At 69.3% G+C, this 20,911-nt stretch carries 24 protein-coding genes, 1 tRNA gene and 1 pseudogene; 13 read left to right on the top strand and 13 right to left on the bottom strand.

The genetic code is table 11. From position 1 onward, the window contains the following. Position 1 precedes the first annotated feature (1 nt). From HNR02_RS13685 to HNR02_RS13670, 4 genes are all read left to right on the top strand, one after another. Positions 2-490: a PH domain-containing protein gene (locus HNR02_RS13685; RefSeq protein ID WP_179773565.1), complete on the top strand. Its 489-nt coding sequence runs from the start codon at positions 2-4 to the stop codon at positions 488-490. After that, complete coding sequence (locus HNR02_RS13680; RefSeq protein WP_179773564.1) at positions 487-1,932, top strand: PH domain-containing protein; 1,446 nt, start codon at positions 487-489, stop codon at positions 1,930-1,932. Before HNR02_RS13685 ends, HNR02_RS13680 begins: the two co-directional genes overlap by 4 nt. Before the next feature lie 225 nt (positions 1,933-2,157). Beyond that, entirely contained in the window at positions 2,158-2,349 is a 192-nt protein-coding gene (locus tag HNR02_RS13675; protein WP_179773563.1) for a DUF2306 domain-containing protein, read from the top strand. Between the two features lie 58 nt (positions 2,350-2,407). Then, positions 2,408-5,578, top strand: coding sequence for an ATP-binding protein (locus HNR02_RS13670; protein WP_179773562.1), 3,171 nt, complete (start codon positions 2,408-2,410; stop codon positions 5,576-5,578). On the opposite strand, the gene HNR02_RS13665 is transcribed toward HNR02_RS13670, so the two are convergent. The 4 genes from HNR02_RS13665 to HNR02_RS13650 form a co-directional block, all read right to left on the bottom strand. After that, positions 5,562-6,311: an ABC transporter permease gene (locus tag HNR02_RS13665; protein ID WP_179773561.1), complete on the bottom strand. Its 750-nt coding sequence runs from the start codon at positions 6,309-6,311 to the stop codon at positions 5,562-5,564. The two genes, HNR02_RS13670 and HNR02_RS13665, sit on opposite strands and share 17 nt — an antisense overlap. Further along, on the bottom strand, positions 6,308-7,249 hold the full coding sequence (locus tag HNR02_RS13660; protein WP_179773560.1) for an ATP-binding cassette domain-containing protein: 942 nt from the start codon (positions 7,247-7,249) through the stop codon (positions 6,308-6,310). Before HNR02_RS13660 ends, HNR02_RS13665 begins: the two co-directional genes overlap by 4 nt. Before the next feature lie 80 nt (positions 7,250-7,329). Further along, positions 7,330-8,181, bottom strand: a complete 852-nt coding sequence (locus HNR02_RS13655; protein WP_179773559.1) for a Wadjet anti-phage system protein JetD domain-containing protein — start codon at positions 8,179-8,181, stop codon at positions 7,330-7,332. A 16-nt stretch (positions 8,182-8,197) separates the two neighbouring features. Continuing rightward, a complete protein-coding gene (locus tag HNR02_RS13650; protein WP_179773558.1) occupies positions 8,198-8,818 on the bottom strand; it encodes a TetR/AcrR family transcriptional regulator in 621 nt (206 codons plus the stop codon). A gap of 140 nt (positions 8,819-8,958) precedes the next feature. Between HNR02_RS13650 and HNR02_RS13645 the strand changes: the two genes are divergently transcribed. Together HNR02_RS13645 and HNR02_RS13640 are read left to right on the top strand one after the other, a co-directional pair. Further along, positions 8,959-9,993, top strand: a complete 1,035-nt coding sequence (locus tag HNR02_RS13645) for an amidohydrolase family protein (RefSeq protein ID WP_179773557.1) — start codon at positions 8,959-8,961, stop codon at positions 9,991-9,993. A gap of 158 nt (positions 9,994-10,151) precedes the next feature. Next, positions 10,152-11,051: an alpha/beta fold hydrolase gene (locus HNR02_RS13640; RefSeq protein WP_179773556.1), complete on the top strand. Its 900-nt coding sequence runs from the start codon at positions 10,152-10,154 to the stop codon at positions 11,049-11,051. Between the two features lie 46 nt (positions 11,052-11,097). Here the strand turns inward: HNR02_RS13640 and HNR02_RS13635 are convergent. Then, positions 11,098-11,330, bottom strand: a pseudogene (locus tag HNR02_RS13635) (nitroreductase/quinone reductase family protein). 397 nt (positions 11,331-11,727) lie between these two features. On the opposite strand from HNR02_RS13635, the gene HNR02_RS13630 reads away from it, so the two are divergent. After that, positions 11,728-12,015 (top strand): hypothetical protein, encoded by a 288-nt coding sequence (locus HNR02_RS13630; protein WP_179773555.1) that lies wholly within the window; start codon positions 11,728-11,730, stop codon positions 12,013-12,015. Here the strand turns inward: HNR02_RS13630 and HNR02_RS13625 are convergent. Next, the gene (locus HNR02_RS13625; RefSeq protein WP_179773554.1) at positions 12,001-12,669 is read right to left on the bottom strand and encodes a TetR/AcrR family transcriptional regulator; all 669 of its coding nucleotides are present in this window, start codon (positions 12,667-12,669) and stop codon (positions 12,001-12,003) included. The two genes, HNR02_RS13630 and HNR02_RS13625, sit on opposite strands and share 15 nt — an antisense overlap. 113 nt (positions 12,670-12,782) lie before the next feature. Here HNR02_RS13625 and HNR02_RS13620 point away from each other — a divergent pair, with 113 nt between their 5' ends. Together HNR02_RS13620 and gdhA are read left to right on the top strand one after the other, a co-directional pair. After that, on the top strand, positions 12,783-13,517 hold the full coding sequence (locus HNR02_RS13620) for an SDR family oxidoreductase (protein ID WP_179773553.1): 735 nt from the start codon (positions 12,783-12,785) through the stop codon (positions 13,515-13,517). A gap of 171 nt (positions 13,518-13,688) precedes the next feature. Then, on the top strand, positions 13,689-15,029 hold the full coding sequence (gene gdhA / locus HNR02_RS13615) for an NADP-specific glutamate dehydrogenase (protein ID WP_179775899.1): 1,341 nt from the start codon (positions 13,689-13,691) through the stop codon (positions 15,027-15,029). Positions 15,030-15,076: 47 nt separating this feature from the next. Here gdhA and HNR02_RS36470 read toward each other — a convergent pair whose 3' ends face one another. From HNR02_RS36470 to HNR02_RS13605, 3 genes are all read right to left on the bottom strand, one after another. Beyond that, positions 15,077-15,187, bottom strand: coding sequence for a hypothetical protein (locus tag HNR02_RS36470; protein WP_312861144.1), 111 nt, complete (start codon positions 15,185-15,187; stop codon positions 15,077-15,079). A 47-nt stretch (positions 15,188-15,234) separates the two neighbouring features. Further along, positions 15,235-15,426 carry a winged helix-turn-helix transcriptional regulator gene (locus HNR02_RS36465; RefSeq protein WP_312860993.1) on the bottom strand — a complete coding sequence of 64 codons (192 nt, stop codon included), beginning with the start codon at positions 15,424-15,426 and terminating at the stop codon, positions 15,235-15,237. Positions 15,427-15,531: 105 nt separating this feature from the next. Next, entirely contained in the window at positions 15,532-16,383 is an 852-nt protein-coding gene (locus tag HNR02_RS13605; RefSeq protein ID WP_179773552.1) for an LLM class F420-dependent oxidoreductase, read from the bottom strand. Positions 16,384-16,427: 44 nt separating this feature from the next. Here HNR02_RS13605 and HNR02_RS13600 point away from each other — a divergent pair, with 44 nt between their 5' ends. The 3 genes from HNR02_RS13600 to HNR02_RS36765 all read left to right on the top strand — a co-directional run bounded on the left by HNR02_RS13600 (position 16,428) and on the right by HNR02_RS36765 (position 17,783). Beyond that, positions 16,428-16,760: a hypothetical protein gene (locus tag HNR02_RS13600; protein ID WP_246338560.1), complete on the top strand. Its 333-nt coding sequence runs from the start codon at positions 16,428-16,430 to the stop codon at positions 16,758-16,760. A gap of 80 nt (positions 16,761-16,840) precedes the next feature. Beyond that, positions 16,841-17,197: a hypothetical protein gene (locus HNR02_RS13595; protein ID WP_179773551.1), complete on the top strand. Its 357-nt coding sequence runs from the start codon at positions 16,841-16,843 to the stop codon at positions 17,195-17,197. 391 nt (positions 17,198-17,588) lie between these two features. Beyond that, on the top strand, positions 17,589-17,783 hold the full coding sequence (locus HNR02_RS36765) for a helix-turn-helix domain-containing protein (RefSeq protein ID WP_246338559.1): 195 nt from the start codon (positions 17,589-17,591) through the stop codon (positions 17,781-17,783). Positions 17,784-17,967: 184 nt separating this feature from the next. On the opposite strand, the gene HNR02_RS13585 is transcribed toward HNR02_RS36765, so the two are convergent. The 3 genes from HNR02_RS13585 to HNR02_RS13575 all read right to left on the bottom strand — a co-directional run bounded on the left by HNR02_RS13585 (position 17,968) and on the right by HNR02_RS13575 (position 19,467). Continuing rightward, positions 17,968-18,498, bottom strand: a complete 531-nt coding sequence (locus tag HNR02_RS13585; protein WP_179773549.1) for a dihydrofolate reductase family protein — start codon at positions 18,496-18,498, stop codon at positions 17,968-17,970. After that, on the bottom strand, positions 18,495-19,076 hold the full coding sequence (locus HNR02_RS13580) for a TetR/AcrR family transcriptional regulator (protein ID WP_179773548.1): 582 nt from the start codon (positions 19,074-19,076) through the stop codon (positions 18,495-18,497). Before HNR02_RS13580 ends, HNR02_RS13585 begins: the two co-directional genes overlap by 4 nt. Before the next feature lie 220 nt (positions 19,077-19,296). Beyond that, positions 19,297-19,467 (bottom strand): hypothetical protein, encoded by a 171-nt coding sequence (locus HNR02_RS13575; protein ID WP_179773547.1) that lies wholly within the window; start codon positions 19,465-19,467, stop codon positions 19,297-19,299. Between the two features lie 233 nt (positions 19,468-19,700). On the opposite strand from HNR02_RS13575, the gene HNR02_RS13570 reads away from it, so the two are divergent. Beyond that, on the top strand, positions 19,701-20,822 hold the full coding sequence (locus tag HNR02_RS13570; protein ID WP_246338556.1) for a recombinase family protein: 1,122 nt from the start codon (positions 19,701-19,703) through the stop codon (positions 20,820-20,822). Here HNR02_RS13570 and HNR02_RS13565 read toward each other — a convergent pair. After that, positions 20,814-20,886 (bottom strand) — tRNA-Ala (locus tag HNR02_RS13565). The two genes, HNR02_RS13570 and HNR02_RS13565, sit on opposite strands and share 9 nt — an antisense overlap. Positions 20,887-20,911 lie beyond the last annotated feature (25 nt).

Below are 20,911 nucleotides of genomic sequence, written 5' to 3'. Positions count from 1 at the left end.
CGTGAACGCCGTTGTCGATCTGCGCCCGCCCGCGAACCTCGTCAGTCGCAAGGCCGTGCCGTTCTGGACCGCGCGGGCGGCGATCGGCTGGGTCGTCGTCCTCGCCGGTGAAGGCGTGTGGCTCGCGCTGACCGGCTGGTTCCCGCTCGTCGTCGTCCTGGTCGTCACCGCGGTGCTGGCGATCGCGCACCTGGCGGTCATGCCACGGTGGCGGTTCCGCGTGCACCGGTGGGAGACCACGGCCCAGGTCGTCTACACACAGTCCGGATGGATCAACCAGGAGCGCCGGATCGCGCCGGTGTCCCGGATCCAGACGGTCGACACCGAGCGCGGTCCGCTGGAGCGGCTGTTCGGGCTGGCGAATCTGACGGTCACGACGGCGTCGGCGCGTGGTCCGGTGCAGATCCACGGCCTGGACTACGACCTCGCCCAGCGCCTGACCCAGGAACTGGCGACCAACACGCAGGACACGCCAGGGGACGCGACGTGAACGGCGAGTGGAACCGCCTGAACGCGCGCATGCTCGCGGTCCACCCGGTCCAAGAGGTCGTGCGACTGCTGCCCGTGCTGATCGGTGTGCTGTTCATCGGCCGCGGCGGGCAGGGCCAGATCTGGAGTCTCGTCGGCCTGGGCCTGGCGATCGCGGCCGGCTTGCTGCGCTGGTTCACCACGACCTACCAGATCACCGCCGACCACGTCCGCGTGCGGCGCGGCCTGCTCAGCCGCAAGGAACTGTCCGTGCCGCGGGACCGGATCCGCACGGTGGACCTGACTTCCCGTCCCCTGCAACGGATTCTCGGACTGAGCCGGGTCGTGATCGGCACCGGGCGCGCCGACCGGACGGGGTCGGAGGGTGTCACGCTCGACTCGCTGGCGACGGCGGAGGCGTCGCGGTTGCGCGAAGAGCTGCTGCACCGGCGCACCGAGCCGACCGCGGGGCTGGTCGACGTGCTGGCCGAACTGCAGCCGTCGTGGGTGCGGTTCGGTCCGTTCACGCTGTCCGGGATCGCCGCGATCGGTGTCGTGGTCGGGTCGCTGGCCAACCTGTTCAACGAGGTGCGCCTCGACGAGGACGATTTCGGGATGCTCCAGTCGTTTCTGGGGCGGGTCGCGTCGGCGCCGGTGTGGGTCCTGGTGATCGGGCTGGTGGTGCTGACCGCGGTGCTGGTGTCCGTGTTGTCGGTGGTCGCGTACGTCCTCGCGTTCTGGAACTTCCGGCTGGCGCGCGGCGAGGGCACGCTGCGGGTGACGCGTGGCCTGCTCACCACCCGGCAGACCACGATCGAACTGCGCCGTCTGCGCGGGGCCGAGATCAGCGAACCGCTGCTGCTGCGGGCCGCGAAAGGCGCACGGTGCTCGGCGATCACGACGGGGCTGCGCGGTGAGCACAGCAGTTCGGTGCTGCTGCCGCCCGCGCCACGGCCGGTGGCGCATCGCGTCGTGAGCGATGTCCTGGACGACCCGGCGGCTTCGTCGGACGAGCTGACCAGGCACGGCCCGCGGGCTCACCTCCGCCGGTACACCAGGGCGTTTCTGTTCGCGACGGGGGTGACGGCAGCGCTCGTGGTGCTGTGGCGGCTCGCGGACTGGCCGGCGTGGCCGTGGCAGGTCGCGCTCGTCCTGTTCCCGGCCGGCGCGCTGCTGGCCGAGGACCGCTACCGCAACCTCGGGCACGCGCTGACCGGCGGGAAACTGGTGTTCCGGCAGGGCAGCCTGGTGCGGCGGCGGCAGGTGCTGTCGACGGACGGTGTGATCGGCTGGGTGTTCCACCGGTCGTTCTTCCAGCGGCGCGCGGGACTCCTGTCGCTGACCGCGACCACGGCGGCGGGCAGGCAGCACTACACGGGTGTCGACATTCCGGCGACGGAAGCGGTCGCACTGGCGGACGCCGCGGAACCGGGCCTGCTGGAGCCGTTCCTGATCCGGCGGTAGGGACAACCCGACCGCGAACCGGCCGGTGCGCCGCAGGGATCTCCGCACCCGCTCCGCGAAGACTGCCGGTACGGGTGCTCCGACGCGGATCCGCCCGCCGCTCATCGGACTCGGGCTCGTCACGGTCGCTTTCCTCGCCTGCGCACTGCCGCCCTACCTCGGGCTGGACCCGGCGCGATCACGTGTGCCGACACGTCCGGACGTGGGTTCCACTACCCGCTGCTGGTGACGCGCATCCTGCTGGGCAGCGTCGTGCTGGTGACCGCGGCGCTGCAACTGTGGCCGTGGCTGCGGCGGACCCGGCCTGCGGCGCACCGGTGGAGCGGGCGGATCTACGTGGCCACGGCGGTCCCGGCGGGTCTCGCGGCGCTCGCCGGAAGCCGCGCCAGGTGGCGGACGCGCGAAAGCAAGCTCTGACCGGCGCCTGACCATCAGCGAAAGGAGACCTGTCGGTACCTCGTGGCAAAATCAGCACGTGCAGATCGGGATGCTGGGACCGTTCGAGGTTCGCACGGCGGAGGGCGCTTTCGCCGACGTGCCGGGCGCCCGGTTGCGTGCGCTGGTGGCCGCTCTCGCGCTGGAGCCGGGGCGGGTGGTTCCGAAGGCGACGCTCGTCGACTGGATCTGGGGTGAGCAGCCGCCAGCGGAAGCGGCGAACGCGTTGCAGCGTCTGGTTTCCCGGCTGCGGAAGGCGCTGCCCGACGGGCTGGTCGAGGGGCAGACCGGCGGCTACCGGCTGATGGTCGAACCCGACGCCGTCGACGCGGTGCGGTTCGAACGGCTCGTCGGCCTGGCCCGCGACGATGAGGGGCCGCGGCGGGCGAAGCTGCTGCGGGAAGCCCTTTCCCTGTGGCGCGGCGCTCCGATGCAGGACATCGATCTCACGGAGAGCGCGGCCTTCGACGCCGTCGTCACCCGGCTCGAAGGGCTGCGCCTGACCGCGCTGGAGGACCGGTTCGAGATCGAGGTGGGCCTCGGTCGCGGTGCGGAGGTCGTCGCGGAGCTGACCGACGTGGCGGCCGCTCATCCGATGCGGGAACGGCTCGCCGCCGCGCTGATGCGTGCCCTCGTCGCGGCCGGGCGGGACGCCGACGCGCTGCTCGTGTACCAGCGCACGCGCGAAGCGCTGGCCGAAGAGCTGGGCGTCGACCCGTCACCGGAGCTGTCCGAGGTGCACGTCGCGCTGCTGCGGGGCGAGCTGGGGCGGCGGGAGGAACCTCGACGGACCAATGTGCGCGCCGAGCTGACCAGTTACGTCGGTAAGGAGGCGGACGTCGCCGCGGTCCGGGAACTCGTGGCCGGGCACCGGCTCACCACCCTGATCGGGCCGGGTGGCTCGGGCAAGACCCGGCTGGCCACGGAGACCGCGCGCACCCTGCTCGGGGACCTGCGCGACGGGGTCTGGCTGGTGGAGCTGGCCCCCGTCGCCGCGGACGGCGACAAGGCGAGCGGCCTCGGGGGCAGCGAGAACAACATCGCACAGGCGACGCTCGCGGGGCTCGATCTCCGGGACGCGCTGTTCGTCGACGCGTCGAACGTGGAGCCGACGGAGCGACTCGTCGCGGCGCTCCGCGAGCGGGAGACGCTGCTGGTTTTGGACAACTGCGAGCACGTGATCGAGTCGGCGGCGAAGTTCACCCACCGGCTGCTCGGGGAGTGCCGCCGGCTGCGGATACTGGCCACGAGCAGGGAACCGCTCGGCATCACCGGTGAGGCGCTGTGGCCGGTCGCGCCGCTGGCCCTGCCGGACGGGGACGCCGGATCCGAAGCGATCGAGGCCGCGCCCGCGGTCCGGCTGCTGCGGGAGCGGGCCGGCGCGGTGCGCAAGGACCTCCGACTCGACGCCCGTACCTCGTCGACACTGCTGCGCGTCTGCCGGGCGCTGGACGGGATGCCTCTGGCGATCGAACTGGCCGCGGCCCGGTTGCGCACCATGTCCCTCGACCAGCTCGCCAAGCGGCTCGACGACCGGTTCCGTCTGCTCACCGGCGGCAGCCGCGCCGCGTTGCCCCGGCACCGGACGCTGCGCGCGATGGTCGACTGGAGCTGGGAACTGCTGACCGGCGCGGAACGGACGGTCCTGCGCAGGCTCTCGGTGTTCTCGGGCGGCGCGAGTCTGGAAGCGGCCGAACAGGTCTGCGCGGGCGAAGCCGTCGAGCCGGAGGACGTTCTCGACCTGCTCACCGCGCTGACCGAGAAATCACTGCTGGTCGCCGCCGGAGGGGACGCGCCACGCTACCGGATGCTCGGCACCATCAAGGAGTACGCCGCGCAACGCCTGGCCGAGGCGGGCGAGACGGAACTGGCGCGCCGGGCGCACCTCGCCTACTTCACGGGGCTCAACGAGGCCGCGGACCAACGGCTCCGCCGCGCGGACCAGGTGGCCTGGCTCGCCACGCTCACCGCCGAGCACGACAACATCAGCGCCGCGATGCGGGGCGCGCTCGCGGCGGGCGAGGCGCGACCGGCGATGCGGCTCGCGGCGGCGGCGGGCTGGTACTGGTGGCTCAGCGGGCACCGGGCCGAAGGCATGGAGCTGATCCGGGCGGCCATCGACCTGCCGGGGGAGGTTCCCGACGAGATCCGGGCCATGGTGTACGGGCTCGTCGTGCAGTTCATGAGTTCCGGTCTCGGCGACGAGCGCCTCGTGGCGGAGTGGATCCACAAGGCGTACGAGATCGGCACGCGCAACGCGGACGTGCACCCGCTGATCGGCTTGGTCGTCCCGCTGGAGCGCATGTTGCGGGCGCCGGAGGAGGTCATTCCCGCGTGGGAATCGTTGCTGGACAACGAGGATCCGTGGGCGCGCGCGCTGGCGCGGTTGCACCTCGGCAAGATTCGGATCGTGCTCGGTCACCCCGGCCGGGAAGCGGACACGTACCTGGAGACGGCGCTCGCCGAGTTCCGGGCGCTGGGCGAGCGGTTCGGGATCTCGTTCGCCCTGGGCGAGCTGGCCGAACGGATGGCCACCCGCGGCGACTTCGCCGCGGCCTGTGAGTACTACGAACAGGCGGTCGCGGTCGTCACCGAAGTCGGTTCCACCGAGGACGTCATCCGGCTGCGGGCGCGGCAGGCCCAGCTGTACTGGCTGCAGGGCGAAGAGGAAGCGAGCGCGGCCGCCTTGGCGGAAGCCCAGCGGTGCGGGAAACGGGTCACGTGGCCGAGCGCGCTGGTGATCCTGGCGCTCGCGGAGGCGGACCTCGCCCGCTGGCGGGGCGACTCGGCGGAAGCGGTCCGGCAGCTCGATTCCGCCACGTCTCTGCCGGGCGAGGAAGCGAAACAGGCGAACATCCGCGCCATCACCTGCGACGCGCGGGGTTACCTCGCCGACGATCTCGCCGAGTCGCGCCGGCACCGCGCCGCGGCCTGTGCGGCCGCGACCGAGGCGGGGCATCCGCCGGTGATCGCGCTGGTCCTCATCGGTGTCGCGGATCTGGCCCTGCGGCAGGAACAGTACGAGCAGGCGGCGCGGCTGCTCGCGGCGAGCGCCGCGGTCCGCGGACTGCAGGACCGGTCCCTTCCGGACGTGGCGCGGATCGAGCAGGCAGCGCGAAGCCGCCTCGGCGACACGAGGTACGCCGAGGCGGCCGGGGAGGGTGCGGAGACGAACTGGAACCAGCTCGTCGAGGTCACGCTCGCTTCTTGAACGTGGACAGCGCCCACGCGTACCCGACGATGGCGATGCCGAGGCACCAGGCGATGGCGGCGATCGCGTAACCGGTGGACGGCGCGCCGTTGAGCAGCCCGCGCAGGGTTTCGATGATCGGCGTGAAGGGCTGGTACTCCGCGAACTCCCGGAGACCCGGCCCCATCTTCTCCGCCGGCACGATCGCGCTGCTGAAGAACGGCAGCAGCACCAGCGGCACGGCGGCCATGCCCGCGGTTTCGGGGGTCTTCGCCGCCAGGCCCAGCGCGATGGTGAACCAGCCGGCCGCGAGGCCGAGCAGCACGACCATCCCGGCCACGCCGAGCCAGTCGAGGAAACCCGCCGCGGGGCTGAATCCCAGCAGCAACGCCACCCCCACGAGCGCGACGATGGCGATCAGGTTGGTCAGCAGACTGGCGACGGCGTGCCCGGTCAGGACCGCGCCGCGGGAGACGTCCATGACCTTGAACCGGTTGATGATCCCCTTCGTCATATCGGAGTTCACCGACGTTGCCACGCCGCCGAGCCCGTAGCAGACGGCCATCAGCATGAGGCCCGGTGTCGCGTAGTCGACGTAGTCGACGCCGACGCTGAACGCGTCGCCGAGCATGTACACGAACATCAGCATGACCACGATCGGCATCAGGACCGCGTTGAACACCGAGGTCGGGTTGCGGGCGAGGTGCTTGAAGTTGCGGCGCAACATCACCAGGGAGTGGGACTGGGTGCTCATGGCGCGACTGCCTCCGTGTCGTGGCCCGTCAGGGCGAGGAAAACGTCATCGAGGTCGGGGGTGTGGACGGAGAACTCCTCGGCGCTGATCGCGTGCTCGTCGAGCCTGTCCAGCAAGGCACGCAGCGACTGCGATCCGCCGTCGCTGGGCACCCGCAGGGCCAGTGCCTCGTCGTCGCGGGTGGCGCCGGCGAAGGCCAGCGCGGCCGCGTCGAGTTCGGCCACGGTGGTGAAGCGGAGCCGGACGTGCGTCCCGGGGACCTGCCGTTTCAGGTCGTCCGGGGTCCCCTGGGCGACGAGCCTGCCCTTGTCCAGCACCGCGATCCGGTCGGCGAGCTGGTCGGCCTCGTCGAGGTACTGGGTGGTGAGGAAGATGGTGACGCCGTCGGCCACCAGCTCACGGATGATCGTCCACATGGTGCGGCGACTGCGGGGGTCCAGCCCGGTCGTCGGCTCGTCGAGAAAGATGATCCGCGGGTGGCCGACGAGCGTCATCGCCAGGTCGAGCTTCCGCCGCATGCCACCGGAGTACGTCGACGCGGGCTTGCGCGCCGAGTCCACCAGGTCGAAGCGTTCCAGCAGATCGGCGACCATCCGATCGCCCCTGCCCGTGACGGCGCGGTTGAGGTCGGCCATCAGCTGCAGGTTCTCCTGACCCGTCAGCAGCTCGTCCACGGCAGCGAACTGGCCGGTGACCCCGATCGCCGCGCGCACCGCCGTGGCCTCGGTGGCGATGTCGTGCCCGGCGACGCGGACCGTCCCGCCGTCGGCTTTCGTCAACGTGGTCAGCACGTTGACCGTTGTCGTCTTGCCCGCCCCGTTGGGGCCGAGCAGGGAGAAGACCGAGCCCGCGCGGACCTCGAAATCGATGCCGTCGAGCACGACCTTGTCCCCGAACGTCTTGCGCAGTCCGGAGACCGCGATCGCTGGAGTGTTCATGCGACCACCATCGGCGCCCGCGCTGACAGGGGACCGCCACGACCCTGACACGGCCGCTGACACGGAGGAGGCCGGCCGGCTCAGTGGTACCGGCGGGTGGCTTCCCGGATGGCGGCGTACGAGATGCGTTCCTGCTCCAGCCGGACGGAGCTGCCCAGGGCACCCTCCACCAGGTCTGTGTAGAGGTCGGCCTCGTCCGGGAGGAGCGCTTCGAGGTGCTCGTTCGTCGGGTTGGGCTCGTTCACCCATTGACCTTCGTGGGCGAGCAGCGTCGCGCGGTCCATGAGCATGGAGCGGCCCCTCGAGGTGCGGTGCACGCTGTTCATGATCGCGAACCCCGTGCGTGTCGATGTCACGGCCGGCCGGCCGCGGCCGGGACGCCGCATAGCCTCGCCGAAGATCACAGCGTCCTCGACGGGCGGGGAAGCCACATGGGTGTTCTCGTTCTCGACGACGAACACGGTGCGCGCCGCCGGCGGCGTGACGGCCGGTTCCGCCACCCGGACGGCGAGTTCACCGCCGGACAGGCGGCAAAACCGGACGCAGGCGGGCTTCTGGCGGAAGCGGTACCGGCCCGCGAAATCGGACGGCGGTCTGCTGTGCTCGACGCGCTCCTCCGGTCCGCACGTCCCGCCGCACCCCGAGCACGGCGCCGTGCCGTCGAATTCGAAGGTGAGCGCCGGGGCGGGGCGGACGACTCGATGGGGGACAGGATGTCCATCACGCGGCGGTTTTTCCAGCCACACCTGGTCGTCGAGGAACGTGCGCAGCTGTTCCGACAGCAACCGCGCCGTCGCCTGGGTGCGTTCGGTTCGAAGATTGTTCAGCCGGGATTCGGTGCCGACGAACGACCGTGCCCGAAGAGAATCGACCCGGGTCAACCGCCACGCCGGATCGTTGCGGCGCAGGAAGTCGAGTTCGTCGAACTCCATGTTTCCCCGGCCCGCGTCACGCTGCCGTCGGCGGCATGACGGTGTGGAGGAGCCGCCGGATCCGGTCGAGGTCGACGTCGGTCTCCAGCCGGTTCTCCTCCGGCATCTCGTCCACGAGGGGTTCGATGCCGAACAGCAGGCGGGGGAGCGTCGGGTGGATGGCGAGGCCGATCAGTTCGTTCGCCGCGACCTCCGCCTGGTCGGCCGGGAGACCCGAGCTCGCCACCAGGTGTGACGCGAGAGCGTCGGCCGTGGCCCCGAAAACCGCGTCATGGAGGCCCGCCGCCAGGTCTGGCAGCCGGTCCGCCTCGGCGATGCCGAGACGGAGCATCCGGGCGACCGAGGACCACCGCAACAGCTGGACGAAGCGCCCGCAGTACCGCACGACCGCTTCCGGTGGATGCGCGGAGTACTCGGCGGGCGCCCCCATCCGCGCTCCGAACAGGACACGGATGCGCTCGACGACGGCGAGGAACAGCGCGTCCTTGGTCGGGAAGTGCGCGTACAGGGAACGCTTCGACGTTTCCGCGCGTGCCGCGAGCGCGTCCATGGAGGTCCGCTCGAAGCCGTCCTCCAGGAACGCGAGCTTCGCCGTGTCGAGGATGTGCTCGCGCAGCGCTTCCCCGCGTCGGGCCATGACATCCACCTCAAGTATACGGTACAGTCGAGTTTACCTCGGTTCCAGTGCTGACGGGAGTCATCATCCATGATTGCGATTAGCGGCCCCACCGGGCAGATCGCGGGCGAACGCGCCACCACTCCACCCAGGGACGACCGATGACACTGATCTGCATCGAAGAGCACGCGATCGACCAGCCGATCGCCGACGCGGCCGGCCCCGTCCTCGCCCGTGAAGCGCCGTACCTGCGCATGCAGAGCTCCAGCTCCTCCCCCGTGCGGCCGGGGCCAGGCCGTCGCACCGCCGTCGACATGCCGGAAGCGATCCGCCTCGGCACCGACCTGGGGCAGGAACGCATCGACCGGATGGACGAGCACGGCATCGACATGCAGATCGTCTCCTGGACCAGCCCGATCCAGCTGGTTCCCGGCGACCAGGCGATCGGCCTGTGCCGAGCGGCCAACGACAGACTCTCGAAGGCCGTCGCCGCGCGCCCCGGCCGGCTCCAGGGGCTGGCGGCCCTGCCGTGGCAACAGCCCACCGCCGCGGTCGACGAGCTCGACCGCGCCGTGACCGACCTCGGCCTGCGCGGCGTCCTGATCCTGGGACGCCCCGGCACCGGCTTCCTCGACGATCCGGTGTACCAGCCCGTCCTGGACCGCATCGCCGCGCTGCGGGTGCCGCTCTACGTGCACCCGTTCTACCCGGTTCCGCAGGTCCAGCAGGCGTACTACGCGGGCTTCGCCGACAAGGTGAGCGCGGAACTCTCGCTGGGCGGATGGGGCTGGCACCACGAGGCGGGGATCCACGTCCTGCGGCTCATCCTCGCGGGCGTCTTCGAACGCCTCCCCCACCTGCAGGTCATCAGTGGGCACTGGGGCGAGATGGTCCCCTTCTACCTCAGCCGCCTCGACGACGTCCTGTCCCCGGGCGACACCGGGCTGTCGCGGACGATCACCGAGACCTACCGCTCGAACGTGTGGGTCACCCCGAGCGGGATGTTCCACCGGCCCCAGTTCGACTTCATCCGCACGGTGCTGGGACTCGACCGGCTGATCTGGTCGGTCGACTACCCCTTCCTCCACCTCGACGGCACGCGCGAGTTCCTCGACGACCTCGACCTCACGGCCGGGGAACGGGAGAAGATCACCCACCGCAACGCGGAGCACCTGTTCCGGCTGAACGACGCCTAGCGACCCGGCAGGTGGCGTCCCCCGTGCGAGCTACAGCGAAGTGTCCACCGCGCGGTGACGACCCGGGCCGTGGTTTTCCCTAGCGTTTCGGGCAACCGCAGCGCTCAGGCTGCCGCTGGGAACCAACGCACGTTCACCGACCCACTCGTGGAGTACTGATGTTCCGCAACGCCAAGTCAACCGCTGTCGCCGCACTGTTCTGCGCACTGACCGGGTCGGCGCTGACAGCGTGCGACGAGGCTTCGGAGGCCGATGCCCCGGCGCCGGTGAGCGCGGCCGGTGACACCGCTGGAGAGCCGATCTCCGGGACGACGAAGATCACCGTCGCCGGCCGGTCGGTGAACGTGTCCTGTTCGGGTACTCCGGTCGACGGCACGCCGGTCGTGGTCCTGATGGCCGGGCTCGGGGACGGCCTGGACAAGATGGCGGGCCTGCAGCAGACGCTGAGCGAGAAGGGCCGGGCCTGTTCCTACGACCGGCTCGGCGAAGGCGCGAGCGACCAGCCCGGGGGCGTGCAGACCTTCGACAGTTCCGGCGCCATCCTCACCGGGGTGCTCGACCGCGTCGCCGGTGACGAACCGGTCGTGCTGGCCGGGCACTCCCTGGGCGGGCTGATCGCCGCCCGCTACGCCCCCGGCCACCAGGACCGGGTCGCGGGACTGGTGCTGATGGACGCCACCCCCTCGACCATCCTCGCCGACACCACCGCCGCGATCCCCGAATCGGCCACCGGTCCGGCGGCCGAGCTGCGGGCGCAGAGCCTCGCGGTGTACGGCGGGCAGAACCCGGAGCAGCTGACCATCGAGGACGGTGAGGTGGGCTACGCCGGGGACATCCCGGTGGAAGTGATCCAGCACGGGCAGCACTACCTCGCCGAGATCCCCGAGTACGGGGACGCGCTGGAACGGGCGTGGGCCGAGGGCCAGGACAAGTGGCTCGATCTGTCCAGCCGCAGCGAGCCCTCCACCGCGTCGGCCAGCGGCCACTACATCTACGTCGACCAGCCCGACGTCGCCGTCCAGGCCATCCAGCGCGTCACCGCCGCGGCCGCGGAATAGTCCGACGGGCCCGGGTTTCCCCGCAGGAGCACGGGCCCGTCGCCGGTCAGGCGTCCACTCGCCGGAGTTCGAGCACCGGGATGACCCGGCTGGTTCTGTGCTGGTAGTCGAACTGGGGCAGCGTGGCGGCCAGCTTCGCGTAGAGGCGGTCACGCTCGGCGCCGGTGACCGGCCGGGCGACCAGACGTAGATCCGGCCGGCCTCCACCAACGGCACGAGCGGAGTGGTTCGCCGTGCACCCGATTTCGCGCCGACGTGGTGCAGCAACAACAGCGGCACGCCGTCGACTGCACCGCCCGCCCTGCCACCGCTCCGCCGGAACTCGGCGATGACCTTCGTGTTGGTCTCGTCGAAGCGGCTCACGTCGTCATCCTGTTCTCCGAGCGGTCTTTGCACTCAAGTGCGGATAGTGTCCTCGTCGCTGTTGCACTGGTGTGCAAAATGTCCAGGCGGCTGGAGTGGTCACGACGGGCACCACCGACGGGCGCGCACCGCGTTCAACCACTTCGCGACGAAGAGCGACGTCGCGGTCGAATGGGCTCTCGCCGACGTGCGCAGGCGTCGGACGCCGCCAAGGCGACGATGGCGCAGGGCGGCGGTGTGCTCGACCGCCTTCGCGCCTACTTCCACGAGCTCGCCACCATCACCGAGGCGCCGGCCGGCCGAAACCCGGGAGATGCTCTTCGGCTACCTGCGCGCCGGCGGACCGGTCCTGAACCGCACGCCGATGGCCCAGGAGCTGCGGGGAGGGCTGGCCGGCCACGGACCGACCGGGGCCACCGCCAGGTCCGAGCTCGCCGCTGAGATCCTCTACGACGTCTACCCGGGAGTGCTCTGGCGCTGGATGCGCGACGCCCCCGCCCCGCCGGGCGCCTTCACCGCCCGACTCGACGCGGCCGTCGACATCGCGATCCAGGGCGTCGCCGGAGTCTTCGCGGGACTGGACGACTCAACCGGACGCTGAGCGAGAGACCGCCTGCCGACCCGGGAGCGCCCGGCTCAGCAACTCCAGATCCCACGCGGGTTCCCGCAGGTCGGACCGGTTCGACGCCCGCAACCCGTCCATCGCCAGGTGCAGGTGCCTGCGCCACATCGACGGTGCGACGTGCTGCGTGGTCTCGGAGACACAGCCACTCGCCCACAGCAACACGAGCAGGTCGGCGCCCGTGACGTCGGGACGTACCGCGCCCGCCTCCTGCGCGCGCAGCAGAACCTGGTGCGCGAGCCCGCAGATCTCGTTGTGCGCGACCTCGGTGCGGTTGTCGCCGGGGAACCGGCGCGCCAGGAAGTCGGCGAACGCCCGATCTCCGGCCTGCGCCGTACACAGCACTTCCAGCAGACCGCGAAACGCCTCCCACGGGTCCTCCTGGCCGAGCGAGGCCGTCATCTCGTCGATCACGCGGCGCAGCTTCGGTTCGAGCACGGTCCACAGGAGTTCCAGGCGCGTGGGGAAGTGCCGGTAGAGGGTGCCGACCACCAAGCCCGCCTCCCTGGCGATGCCGTCGAGCGCGGCTTCCGCACCTCGTTCGGCGAACGCGCGACGGGCGCATTCGAGAAGCCGCTGACGGTTGCGGTGCGCATCCCTGCGCGCGGACGGCGGAGCGTCACGGGAGGACATGAGGTCACCGTAGCAAAAGTGTGATATGCCTCAACTTTGAGCATTGTCTCATCTTTGCTAGCTTGCTCTCGCGTCGAAAATGAGAACACACTCATTTTATGGAGGAGACCGGCATGGCGAAACTTGACGGGAAGGTCGCGGTGATCACCGGCGCGACCTCGGGACTGGCACTGGCGACGGCGAAGCTGTTCGTCGCGGAGGGCGCGCACGTGGTCATCACCGGTCGGCGCCAGGACCGGCTGGACGCCGCGGCGGCCGCGATCGGCCACGACGTGACCGGCGTGGTCGGTGACGTCGGTGAGATCGCCGACGTGGTCCGCCTCGCCGACGTCGTGGCGGCCCAACTGGGCCGGGTCGACGTCCTCGTCGCGAGCGCCGGGGTCTGGAACTGGAACGAGCACATCGGCGACGTGACCGAGGAGTCGTTCGACGCCGTGTTCGGCGTGAACGTGCGCGGCACGTTCTTCACCGTGCAGAAACTCCTGCCGCTGCTGTCCGATGGCGCCTCGATCGTGCTGGTCGGCTCGGGTGCCGCCGAGAAGGGCGATCCGGGAACCACGATCTACGCGGCGAGCAAGGCCGCGCTGCGGTCGTTCGCCCGCACCTGGACCACCGACCTGAAGGAGCGGGGAATCCGGGTCAACGTCCTCAGCCCCGCCGCGATCGACACTCCGGCGTTCGCGGACCTCCCACCCGGATTTCGCGATCAGATCGCCACGCTGGTGCCCCTCGGCCGTCTCGGCGCCGAACGCGAAATCGCCACCGCGGCGCTGTTCCTCGCGTCCGCGGACTCCAGCTTCGTGAGCGGAATCGACCTGCCCGTCGACGGCGGGATCGGCCAGGTCTGACAGCGTGCCTTCGCGCCGCCCCGAGAACTTCCGGGACAGGTGATGGCAATCACGCGCGTTCGCGGGCTCGACGAGACACGCCACCACAGCGACCGTCCCGCGGATCCGGCCGGTTCCGCTACGCCGGATCCGGCGTAGTCTGCCGACGATCGCAGAGAAAGGACACACGAGCTGGTGCACGAGACGTTGGAGCCGGTCTACGACCAGGTGGTCGGCCGCAATCCGGGAGAAGTCGAGTTCCACCAAGCGGTGCGGGAGGTGTTGGACAGCGTCGGACGCGTCATCGGCAAGCACCCCGAATACGCCCGCGCCAAGATCATCGAACGCATCTGCGAGCCCGAACGGCAGATCACGTTCCGCGTCGCGTGGCAGGACGACCACGGCGAGGTCCACATCAACAGGGGCTTCCGGATCGAGTTCAACAGCGCGTTGGGCCCCTACAAGGGCGGACTGCGTTTCCACCCGTCGGTGTACCAGGGCATCGTCAAGTTCCTCGGCTTCGAGCAGGTCTTCAAGAACGCGCTGACCGGGCTGCCGATCGGTGGCGGCAAGGGTGGTTCCGACTTCGATCCGAAGGGCCGCTCGGACCGGGAGATCATGGCGTTCTGCCAGAGCTTCATGACCGAGCTCTACCGGCATCTCGGCGAGTACACCGACGTCCCCGCGGGTGACATCGGCGTCGGCAGCCGCGAGATCGGCTACCTGTTCGGTCAGTACAAGCGCATCACGAACCGGTACGAGTCCGGCGTGCTGACGGGCAAGGCCGAGGCGTTCGGCGGTTCCCACATCCGCACCGAGGCGACGGGTTACGGCGCGGCGTTCTTCGTCAGGGAGATGCTCGCCGCGCGCGGTGAGTCCTTCGACGGCAAACGCGTGATCGTTTCGGGCTCCGGCAACGTCGCGATCTACACGATGGAGAAGGTCCAGGAACTCGGCGGGCTCGTCGTCGCCTGCTCCGACTCCGACGGCTATGTCGTCGACGAGTCCGGAATCGACGTCGCGCTCGTCAAGCAGCTCAAGGAGATCGAGCGGGGCAGGCTCGCCGAGTACCCGTCGCGGCGGCCCAGCGGCAAGCACATCGCCCAGCGCCAGGTGTGGGAAGTGCCGTGCGACGTGGCGATGCCCAGCGCGACGCAGAACGAGATCACCGGCAAGGAGGCGCAGCTGCTCGTCCGCAACGGCTGCATCGCCGTCGGTGAGGGCGCCAACATGCCGACGACGCCCGAGGGCATCGGCGTGTTCCGCGAGGCCGGTGTCGCGTTCGCCCCCGGCAAGGCGGCCAACGCCGGTGGTGTCGCGACGTCGGCGCTGGAAATGCAGCAGAACGCCTCGCGCGACTCGTGGTCCAGGGAGTTCACCGAGCAACGGCTCGAGCAGATCATGGTCGGCATCCACGCCCGCTGCTACGCCACCGCGGAGGAGTACGGCGTGCCCGGCGACTACACCGTCGGCGCCAACATCGCGGGCTTCATCCAGGTCGCCGACGCGATGCTGGCGCTCGGCCTCGTCTGAGACACCCCGGCCTCGTCGCCATCGCCGGCCGATGGCGACGAGGCCCGTCAGGCCCCGACGGGTTGGCTCCCCGGCGCCCCGAGCCGGTCCCTGCGGGCGTATCCCCATTCGCCCAGCGGGCGCAGCGCTTCCGTGAGCCCCGAGCCGTACGGTGTCAGGGAGTATTCGACGTGCGGGGGAAGCTCCTGGAAGTCCTTGCGGACGACTACGTGGCTGCCTCGAGGTCTTTGAGCGCGCTGATCAGCATTTTCTCGGTGACCCCGTCGACGAGACGGCGCAGCCGGCCGAACCGCTGCGGACCGTGCACGGCGAGCTGCCACAGCACCAGGAACTTCCACCTGCCCCCGACGACGGACAGTGCGGCGTCCAGTCCACAGTAGAATCCGCGCTCAGTCATCCGGGCATCACTTTCCATCAGCCACCACGGAACCGGTGGGCATCCGGCCGTGCTTGCCCCCACCAGTGAAGCACTGGACGATGAACGGACGGCCGCCGGAAGCGGTCAGCGGCCCCGCCACGCGAGCATCTTCTCCAGTTCGGAGAAGTCGTACCCGTTCTCGTCGGGGTGGATCTCCGTGGTGAACAGGGTGGCCCCCTCGGCGACGAAGGCGTCAGCGGTGACCTCGTCGGTCCAGTCGATTCCGCGTTCGATGGCCGCCTCGTCGCGTCCGGCCTCTTCGTCGAGCCCCTTGAGCAGGTCGTTCTTGCGGCGGAACTCCTCGATGGTTTCGAAGCTGTGCCAGATGTCGGCGTAGCGCGCCACGATCGGCAGGGTACGGCGCTCGACGCCACCGCCGATGAGGATGGGAATGTCACGCACCGGGGGCGGAGTCAGCTGCCGCAGCCGGTTCTTGATCCGCTCCAGGCTTTCCTCGAAATGGTCGAAGCGCGATTTCATCGTGCCGAAGTCGTACTGGTAGACCTCGAAGTCCTTCTGGTACCAGCCGGCGCCAGGGCCGAGGATGAGCCGGCCCCCACTGATGTGGTCGACCGTGCGTGCCATGTCGGCGAGCAGGTCCGGGTTGCGGAAGGCCACGGCCGACACCAGGAGCCCGATTTCCGGCCTGCTGGTGATCTCACCCCAGGACGCCAGAGCGGTCCACCCTTCGAAGTTGTTGACATCCGGCTGCTCGTCGCGCAGTCGCGGGACACCGTCGACCATGTCGATGAAGGGTTTGTGGAGGTGGTCGTAGCCGAAGACGACGTCGGCGCCCAGTTCCTCGGCGTGCGGCACCGCTCGGCGCCAGGTCGCGTAGTCCGGCGTGCCACCGGGCCACAGCTGGACGCCGACGCGCACGCGGTGCGGCCGGCCCTCGGACGCGGCGGTGTCGGTGGCACTGGACGTGTCAGGCATGATCGATGTGCCTTTCGTGCATTTCGGTTGACTACTCTGACCCCATGGCCAAGTCTCCGAAGTCCATGGCGCGGATGGCCGGACGGTGGCGGATCGTGGAGATGAGCAACTGGGACCGCGATGCCATCGACTCGGTCGAACCAGCTTTCATCGCCGTCAGTGGCCGGCTGGACTGCCGCCCGGCCGAACGGGACGGACGGCCCGCGGTCGAGTTCACCCGGGAGGGTGTCGACGAGGGCGATCAGGTCGGCGGACGCGGCTGGGCGGTTCTCGTCGAAGACGAGAAGATCGAGGGCCACTTGTTCTTCCACCTGGGCGACGACTCGACGTTGCGGGCAGAGCCCTTCACCGGTGCCGGCCGAGTGGATGGGCAGTGAGCGAATGCCACTGGGGCGACTTCAAGAGCTGGTCGCCGACGCAGTAGGCCCCGACGAAATCGAGAACGGCCGAGTACATCGTGCTCGACGTCACCGGCGAAGACGACCCCGGTGAGTCCGACTTCGATGGCCACGTCGAACCACCGGTGCCTCCTGCTCTGGGCGCGCTCACTGCGGCTCAGCGGGTACTGGCGGAATTCCTGCGCCTCGACGGCGACCTGATCGCGATCGCGGCACAGGCGTCTCCAGCGCTGGCCGAGACGGCAGACGATTCCGATGGCCTCGCCGCTTGGGTGGCCGGCCTGCTGGTCTCCGAGAAGGACCGGCTCCTGACACGGGTAGTGCAGGGTGAGGCGGCGCGGGTGCGGATGGAGTTGCTACACCGTTTCCGCGGCCACCGGCACAGCCCACCAACACGTGGAGGCTCAGGAACCTGACCCGAACAACGCAACCACGACGGGGGTTCGGGGGCTCGCCCCCGAGCGGGGTGTGGGGGCTGCGCCCCCACGAGACACGCGAAACGCAAAAGGCCCGCGCCCTCCGCGGGCACGGGCCACCGATGCGTGGACGTTGGGGGACCTTACTCGAACATAGAAGACCAGGTCAGAGCACTGGAAGAGCTCTGCGAGAAGCTTCCCAGCCTCGATACACCCGAGCCCCCGGCGATCAAGCGCGACCGCCCCGGCCACGCCCGACAACTCGGGCCCCGATCAAGTCGAGCAACTGATCTCCGACTACCAGTCCGGCGCGACGGTGTACCAACTCGGTGACCGGTTCAACATCGAACGGCGAACGGTCAGCACCATCCTCCATCGGCACGGCGTCCCGATGCGCCGCCGCGGCCTCTCGGACGACCAGGTCAACGACGCCATCCACCTGTACAACCTCGGCTGGTCCCTGGCACGAGTCGGCGAACACCTGGGCGTCAACCACACCACCGTGCTCAACAAGCTGCGCGAACGCGGCATCCCCACACGAGACACCCACGGGAGTCCGCGCGTCGACGCAGGTGACCACCGATGACCCGGCCCCCAGCAATGTCAACTCGATCAGGTTTGGACGGAGCCACCATCGTCAAGGCCGTCATGCCGAACTTCGCGTCGTCGAACCATTGCGGGATCATCGGATCCTCCAGAACTGTCGATTCCGGACGCGATGCTAGGAAAATTTTCGAGCCATACGCATACAAAAATTTGTCCGACGCCGATCACTTGCGGACGGTGTAGGTGGTTTGGACGTAACCGGCGTCGTAGGTGGTCGTCGACTCGTGGATGAGTTCGATGTCGGCGGACAGCTCGCCGAACAACGGCAGTCCGGCGCCCAGCAGCACGGGCGCGGTGGTGATGGTCAGCTCGGTCAGCAAGCCCGCCCGCAGGAAGCTTTGGACAACCTGGCCGCCGTCGGCGTACACGTGTTTCGCGCCGCGATCGGTCAGGTGCGCGACGAGTTCGTCGAGATCGCGGTGGACGGAAATGCGCGGGTCGGCGTCGGTGGCCAACCGGGTGCTCAGAACGGCGACGTGCTTGCCCGCGTAGGGCCAGACGTCGGTCCCGAAGCCGAGGACCGCCTCGTAGCTGGCCCTGCCGAGGACGACCGTGTCGATGCCCGCGGTGAACTTCTCGTACCCCGTGTCGCCTGCCTGTTCATTGCGACTGGTGAGCCATTCGAGGTCGCCGTCCGGGCGGGCGATGAAGCCGTCGAGGCTGGTGGCGATGAACGCCGCGGCTGTGAACGTCATGTGGGACTCCGATCGGTCAGAAGCTGGTCGATTTCGTCGCGGAGGGCGTCGGCGAGCGGGCCGTCGCCGTGCAGCGCCCACACGATCACGACGCCGTTGTAGGCGATGTGGACCGAACGGGCCATTCGCGCCGGGTCGCCGGTCAGCTCGCCCACGCGGACCGCCTCGGTGAGCAACGCCGTGATCTCCGCGCGCATCCGGTCCGCCTGGGCGGCAGCGTGTGCGCGGAAGTCGGGGTCGGTCAGGTCGAGCTGCAGGAAGGCGAGGCTGTTGGCGAGGTGGTGAGGTGCTTCGACGACGTCGGCCAGCTCGCCGAGCGCCGCGTGCAGTGCGGTCAGTGGCGAAGGGTGTTCGCCGCGGACCCGGTCGAACAGCTCACCGGTGTACCGAGTGGCCCGTTCGGCCACCGCCAGCAGTAGGCCGCGCTTGGAGCCGAAGCGCTGGACCAGCGTCGGCGGCGAGAGCCCTGCCTCGCGCGCGACGGCCGCCAGAGTCAGGCCGGCGGGGCCGTGTTCGGCGATCGTTCGCCCCGCGGCGTGCAGAATCGCCTCGTCGCTGGTCGTCCTCGGTCGTGGCACGTCGCCGAGGGTACGTACCCCCAGAGAGTTTGTAAAGGAACGTTCATTTATTAACCTGGCGCAGAGATGGCCGCGATGGCGTCGGGCGTGACCGACTCGGCGATCTCGGCCAGGGACCATCCGGCCGCGCCCTGTTCCAGAAGCAGGTCGCGGACGGCGTCGACCAGTTCCCCCTGCTCCCGTAGCCGATGGTGAGGTTGCCGACACCGAGGTACTCGCATCACGCCACCGGCCGCTCGATGTGCTCGGCGCCTCGGCGATGCGCCGTGCCGACGTCGTCGAACCCCTGTTGGCCCGCCCAGCGCTGGTTGCCGATGTGGGCGGGCACCGGCCCGCGGAGCACCTGAACGCGAAGACGGCGGGTGTACGGCCGGAAGCTCGGGAAGGCCACCTTCGCCACGTCGTACGTCAGTGCCCCGGCAAAGTCCGGGGGCGCGGGGTGCGATCGGGTGGTCCGGAGCGCGTCATTCGCGTTCCTGGGGACGAGGCTCGCGGTGAGTGGCCCGTTCGCGTCGGCGCGGGTTCACGGGTTGGGCCCCAGGGTCCGGATGGCGAATGACGTGCTCGGGAACGCGAAACTCGCACTTCGGTACGCCGTCCAGGCCGCCCTCAGAAGGAGGCGTCATGACCAGCGCTTATGCCGACTTCATCGATGAACTGCAGCCGGACGTCACCCTCCCTATCCAGCCGCCGATGGACGATCTTGCCCCCGGCACTCGCGCAGTGATCTACCCGCGCGTGTCCTCGACCGGGCAAGTCCGGAAGAAGGTCTCCGAGAACAAGATTTCGCAAATGCTGCGCGATCGCTACTACCTCGGATACGTCGAGTACGACGGCGAAGAAATCCAAGGGCGGCGCGAACCCCTCATCGACGAGGACCTCTTCGACACCGTCCAGGAGATCCTCGAATCCCGCACGACAGCACAAGAACGCCGTCGCGTCCACCACCACTACCTCAAGGGATCGCTCTTCTGTGGACGCTGCCAACGCGACGGCACCAAACGGCGGATGATCATCCAACGGACCATCAACTCCAAAGGCGCCGAGTACCTGTACTTCTTCTGCCGTGGCCGGCAGAAGGAGGCGTGCCAAGCGCCCTATGTCAACGTCACGCTCGTCGAGGACGCCGTCGAACGCCGCTACGCGGCGATTCGCTTCAGCCAGCCATTCATCGCTGACATGCGCGACCAGATCGATGCCGTGCTCGGCGAGCAGGAAAAATCCGCGCGCCTGCTGCGCAGGCAAATCACCGCCCAGCTCAAGGAACTCGACACGAAGGAGGAGAACTTGATCGACCTCGCCGCCGACAGCGCACTGCCGCAGACCAAGGTCAAGGAGAAGCTACGCGACATCGCCCACGAGCGCCGCCGACTGGAGGAGCACCTCGACACAGCCAACGCCGACCTCACCAACAGCGCCCAGCTCGTCAACTCCCGCCTTGCCCTCCTCGAACAGCCCGACCAGCTGTACCGACGCTGCAACGACCACCAGCACCGCCTCCTCAACCAGGCGATCTTCCAAGCCCTCTACATCGAGCACGACAAGACCACAGACGGTGAACTTCATGAGCCTTCGGCGAACTCCACGCCATCCAAGATCTGCGGACCGCAGCAACGAGCGCGGGTAGCACAAACAAAAGGACCACCCACAGTGCGGGTGGTCCTTGCTCGCCGTCAGGCGTCACGGTCCTACTTCATGGCCATCATTCAGGCACTTGTTCTACTAAGAACCCTAGGGTGGAGCTGAGGGGAATCGAACCCCTGACCTTCTCGATGCGAACGAGACGCGCTACCAACTGCGCTACAGCCCCTTACTGGACTTCCCGAAGGAAGCTC

This window comes from Amycolatopsis endophytica (genome assembly GCF_013410405.1).
Classification (GTDB): domain Bacteria; phylum Actinomycetota; class Actinomycetes; order Mycobacteriales; family Pseudonocardiaceae; genus Amycolatopsis_E; species Amycolatopsis_E endophytica.
The sequence above is the reverse complement of the archived record's forward strand: the minus strand, read 5'-3'. Positions and strand labels throughout refer to the sequence as shown.

Coding starts and splice junctions, on each gene's coding strand:
- HNR02_RS13665 (WP_179773561.1), bottom strand. CDS start 6,311: ATGAGCACCCAGTCCCACTCCCTGGTGATGTTGCGCCGCAACTTCAAG.
- HNR02_RS13660 (WP_179773560.1), bottom strand. CDS start 7,249: ATGAACACTCCAGCGATCGCGGTCTCCGGACTGCGCAAGACGTTCGGG.
- HNR02_RS13655 (WP_179773559.1), bottom strand. CDS start 8,181: ATGGAGTTCGACGAACTCGACTTCCTGCGCCGCAACGATCCGGCGTGG.
- HNR02_RS13650 (WP_179773558.1), bottom strand. CDS start 8,818: ATGGCCCGACGCGGGGAAGCGCTGCGCGAGCACATCCTCGACACGGCG.
- HNR02_RS13645 (WP_179773557.1), top strand. CDS start 8,959: ATGACACTGATCTGCATCGAAGAGCACGCGATCGACCAGCCGATCGCC.
- HNR02_RS13640 (WP_179773556.1), top strand. CDS start 10,152: ATGTTCCGCAACGCCAAGTCAACCGCTGTCGCCGCACTGTTCTGCGCA.
- HNR02_RS13630 (WP_179773555.1), top strand. CDS start 11,728: ATGCTCTTCGGCTACCTGCGCGCCGGCGGACCGGTCCTGAACCGCACG.
- HNR02_RS13625 (WP_179773554.1), bottom strand. CDS start 12,669: ATGTCCTCCCGTGACGCTCCGCCGTCCGCGCGCAGGGATGCGCACCGC.
- HNR02_RS13620 (WP_179773553.1), top strand. CDS start 12,783: ATGGCGAAACTTGACGGGAAGGTCGCGGTGATCACCGGCGCGACCTCG.
- HNR02_RS36465 (WP_312860993.1), bottom strand. CDS start 15,426: ATGACTGAGCGCGGATTCTACTGTGGACTGGACGCCGCACTGTCCGTC.
- HNR02_RS13605 (WP_179773552.1), bottom strand. CDS start 16,383: ATGCCTGACACGTCCAGTGCCACCGACACCGCCGCGTCCGAGGGCCGG.
- HNR02_RS13600 (WP_246338560.1), top strand. CDS start 16,428: ATGGCCAAGTCTCCGAAGTCCATGGCGCGGATGGCCGGACGGTGGCGG.
- HNR02_RS36765 (WP_246338559.1), top strand. CDS start 17,589: ATGCGCCGCCGCGGCCTCTCGGACGACCAGGTCAACGACGCCATCCAC.
- HNR02_RS13585 (WP_179773549.1), bottom strand. CDS start 18,498: ATGACGTTCACAGCCGCGGCGTTCATCGCCACCAGCCTCGACGGCTTC.
- HNR02_RS13570 (WP_246338556.1), top strand. CDS start 19,701: ATGACCAGCGCTTATGCCGACTTCATCGATGAACTGCAGCCGGACGTC.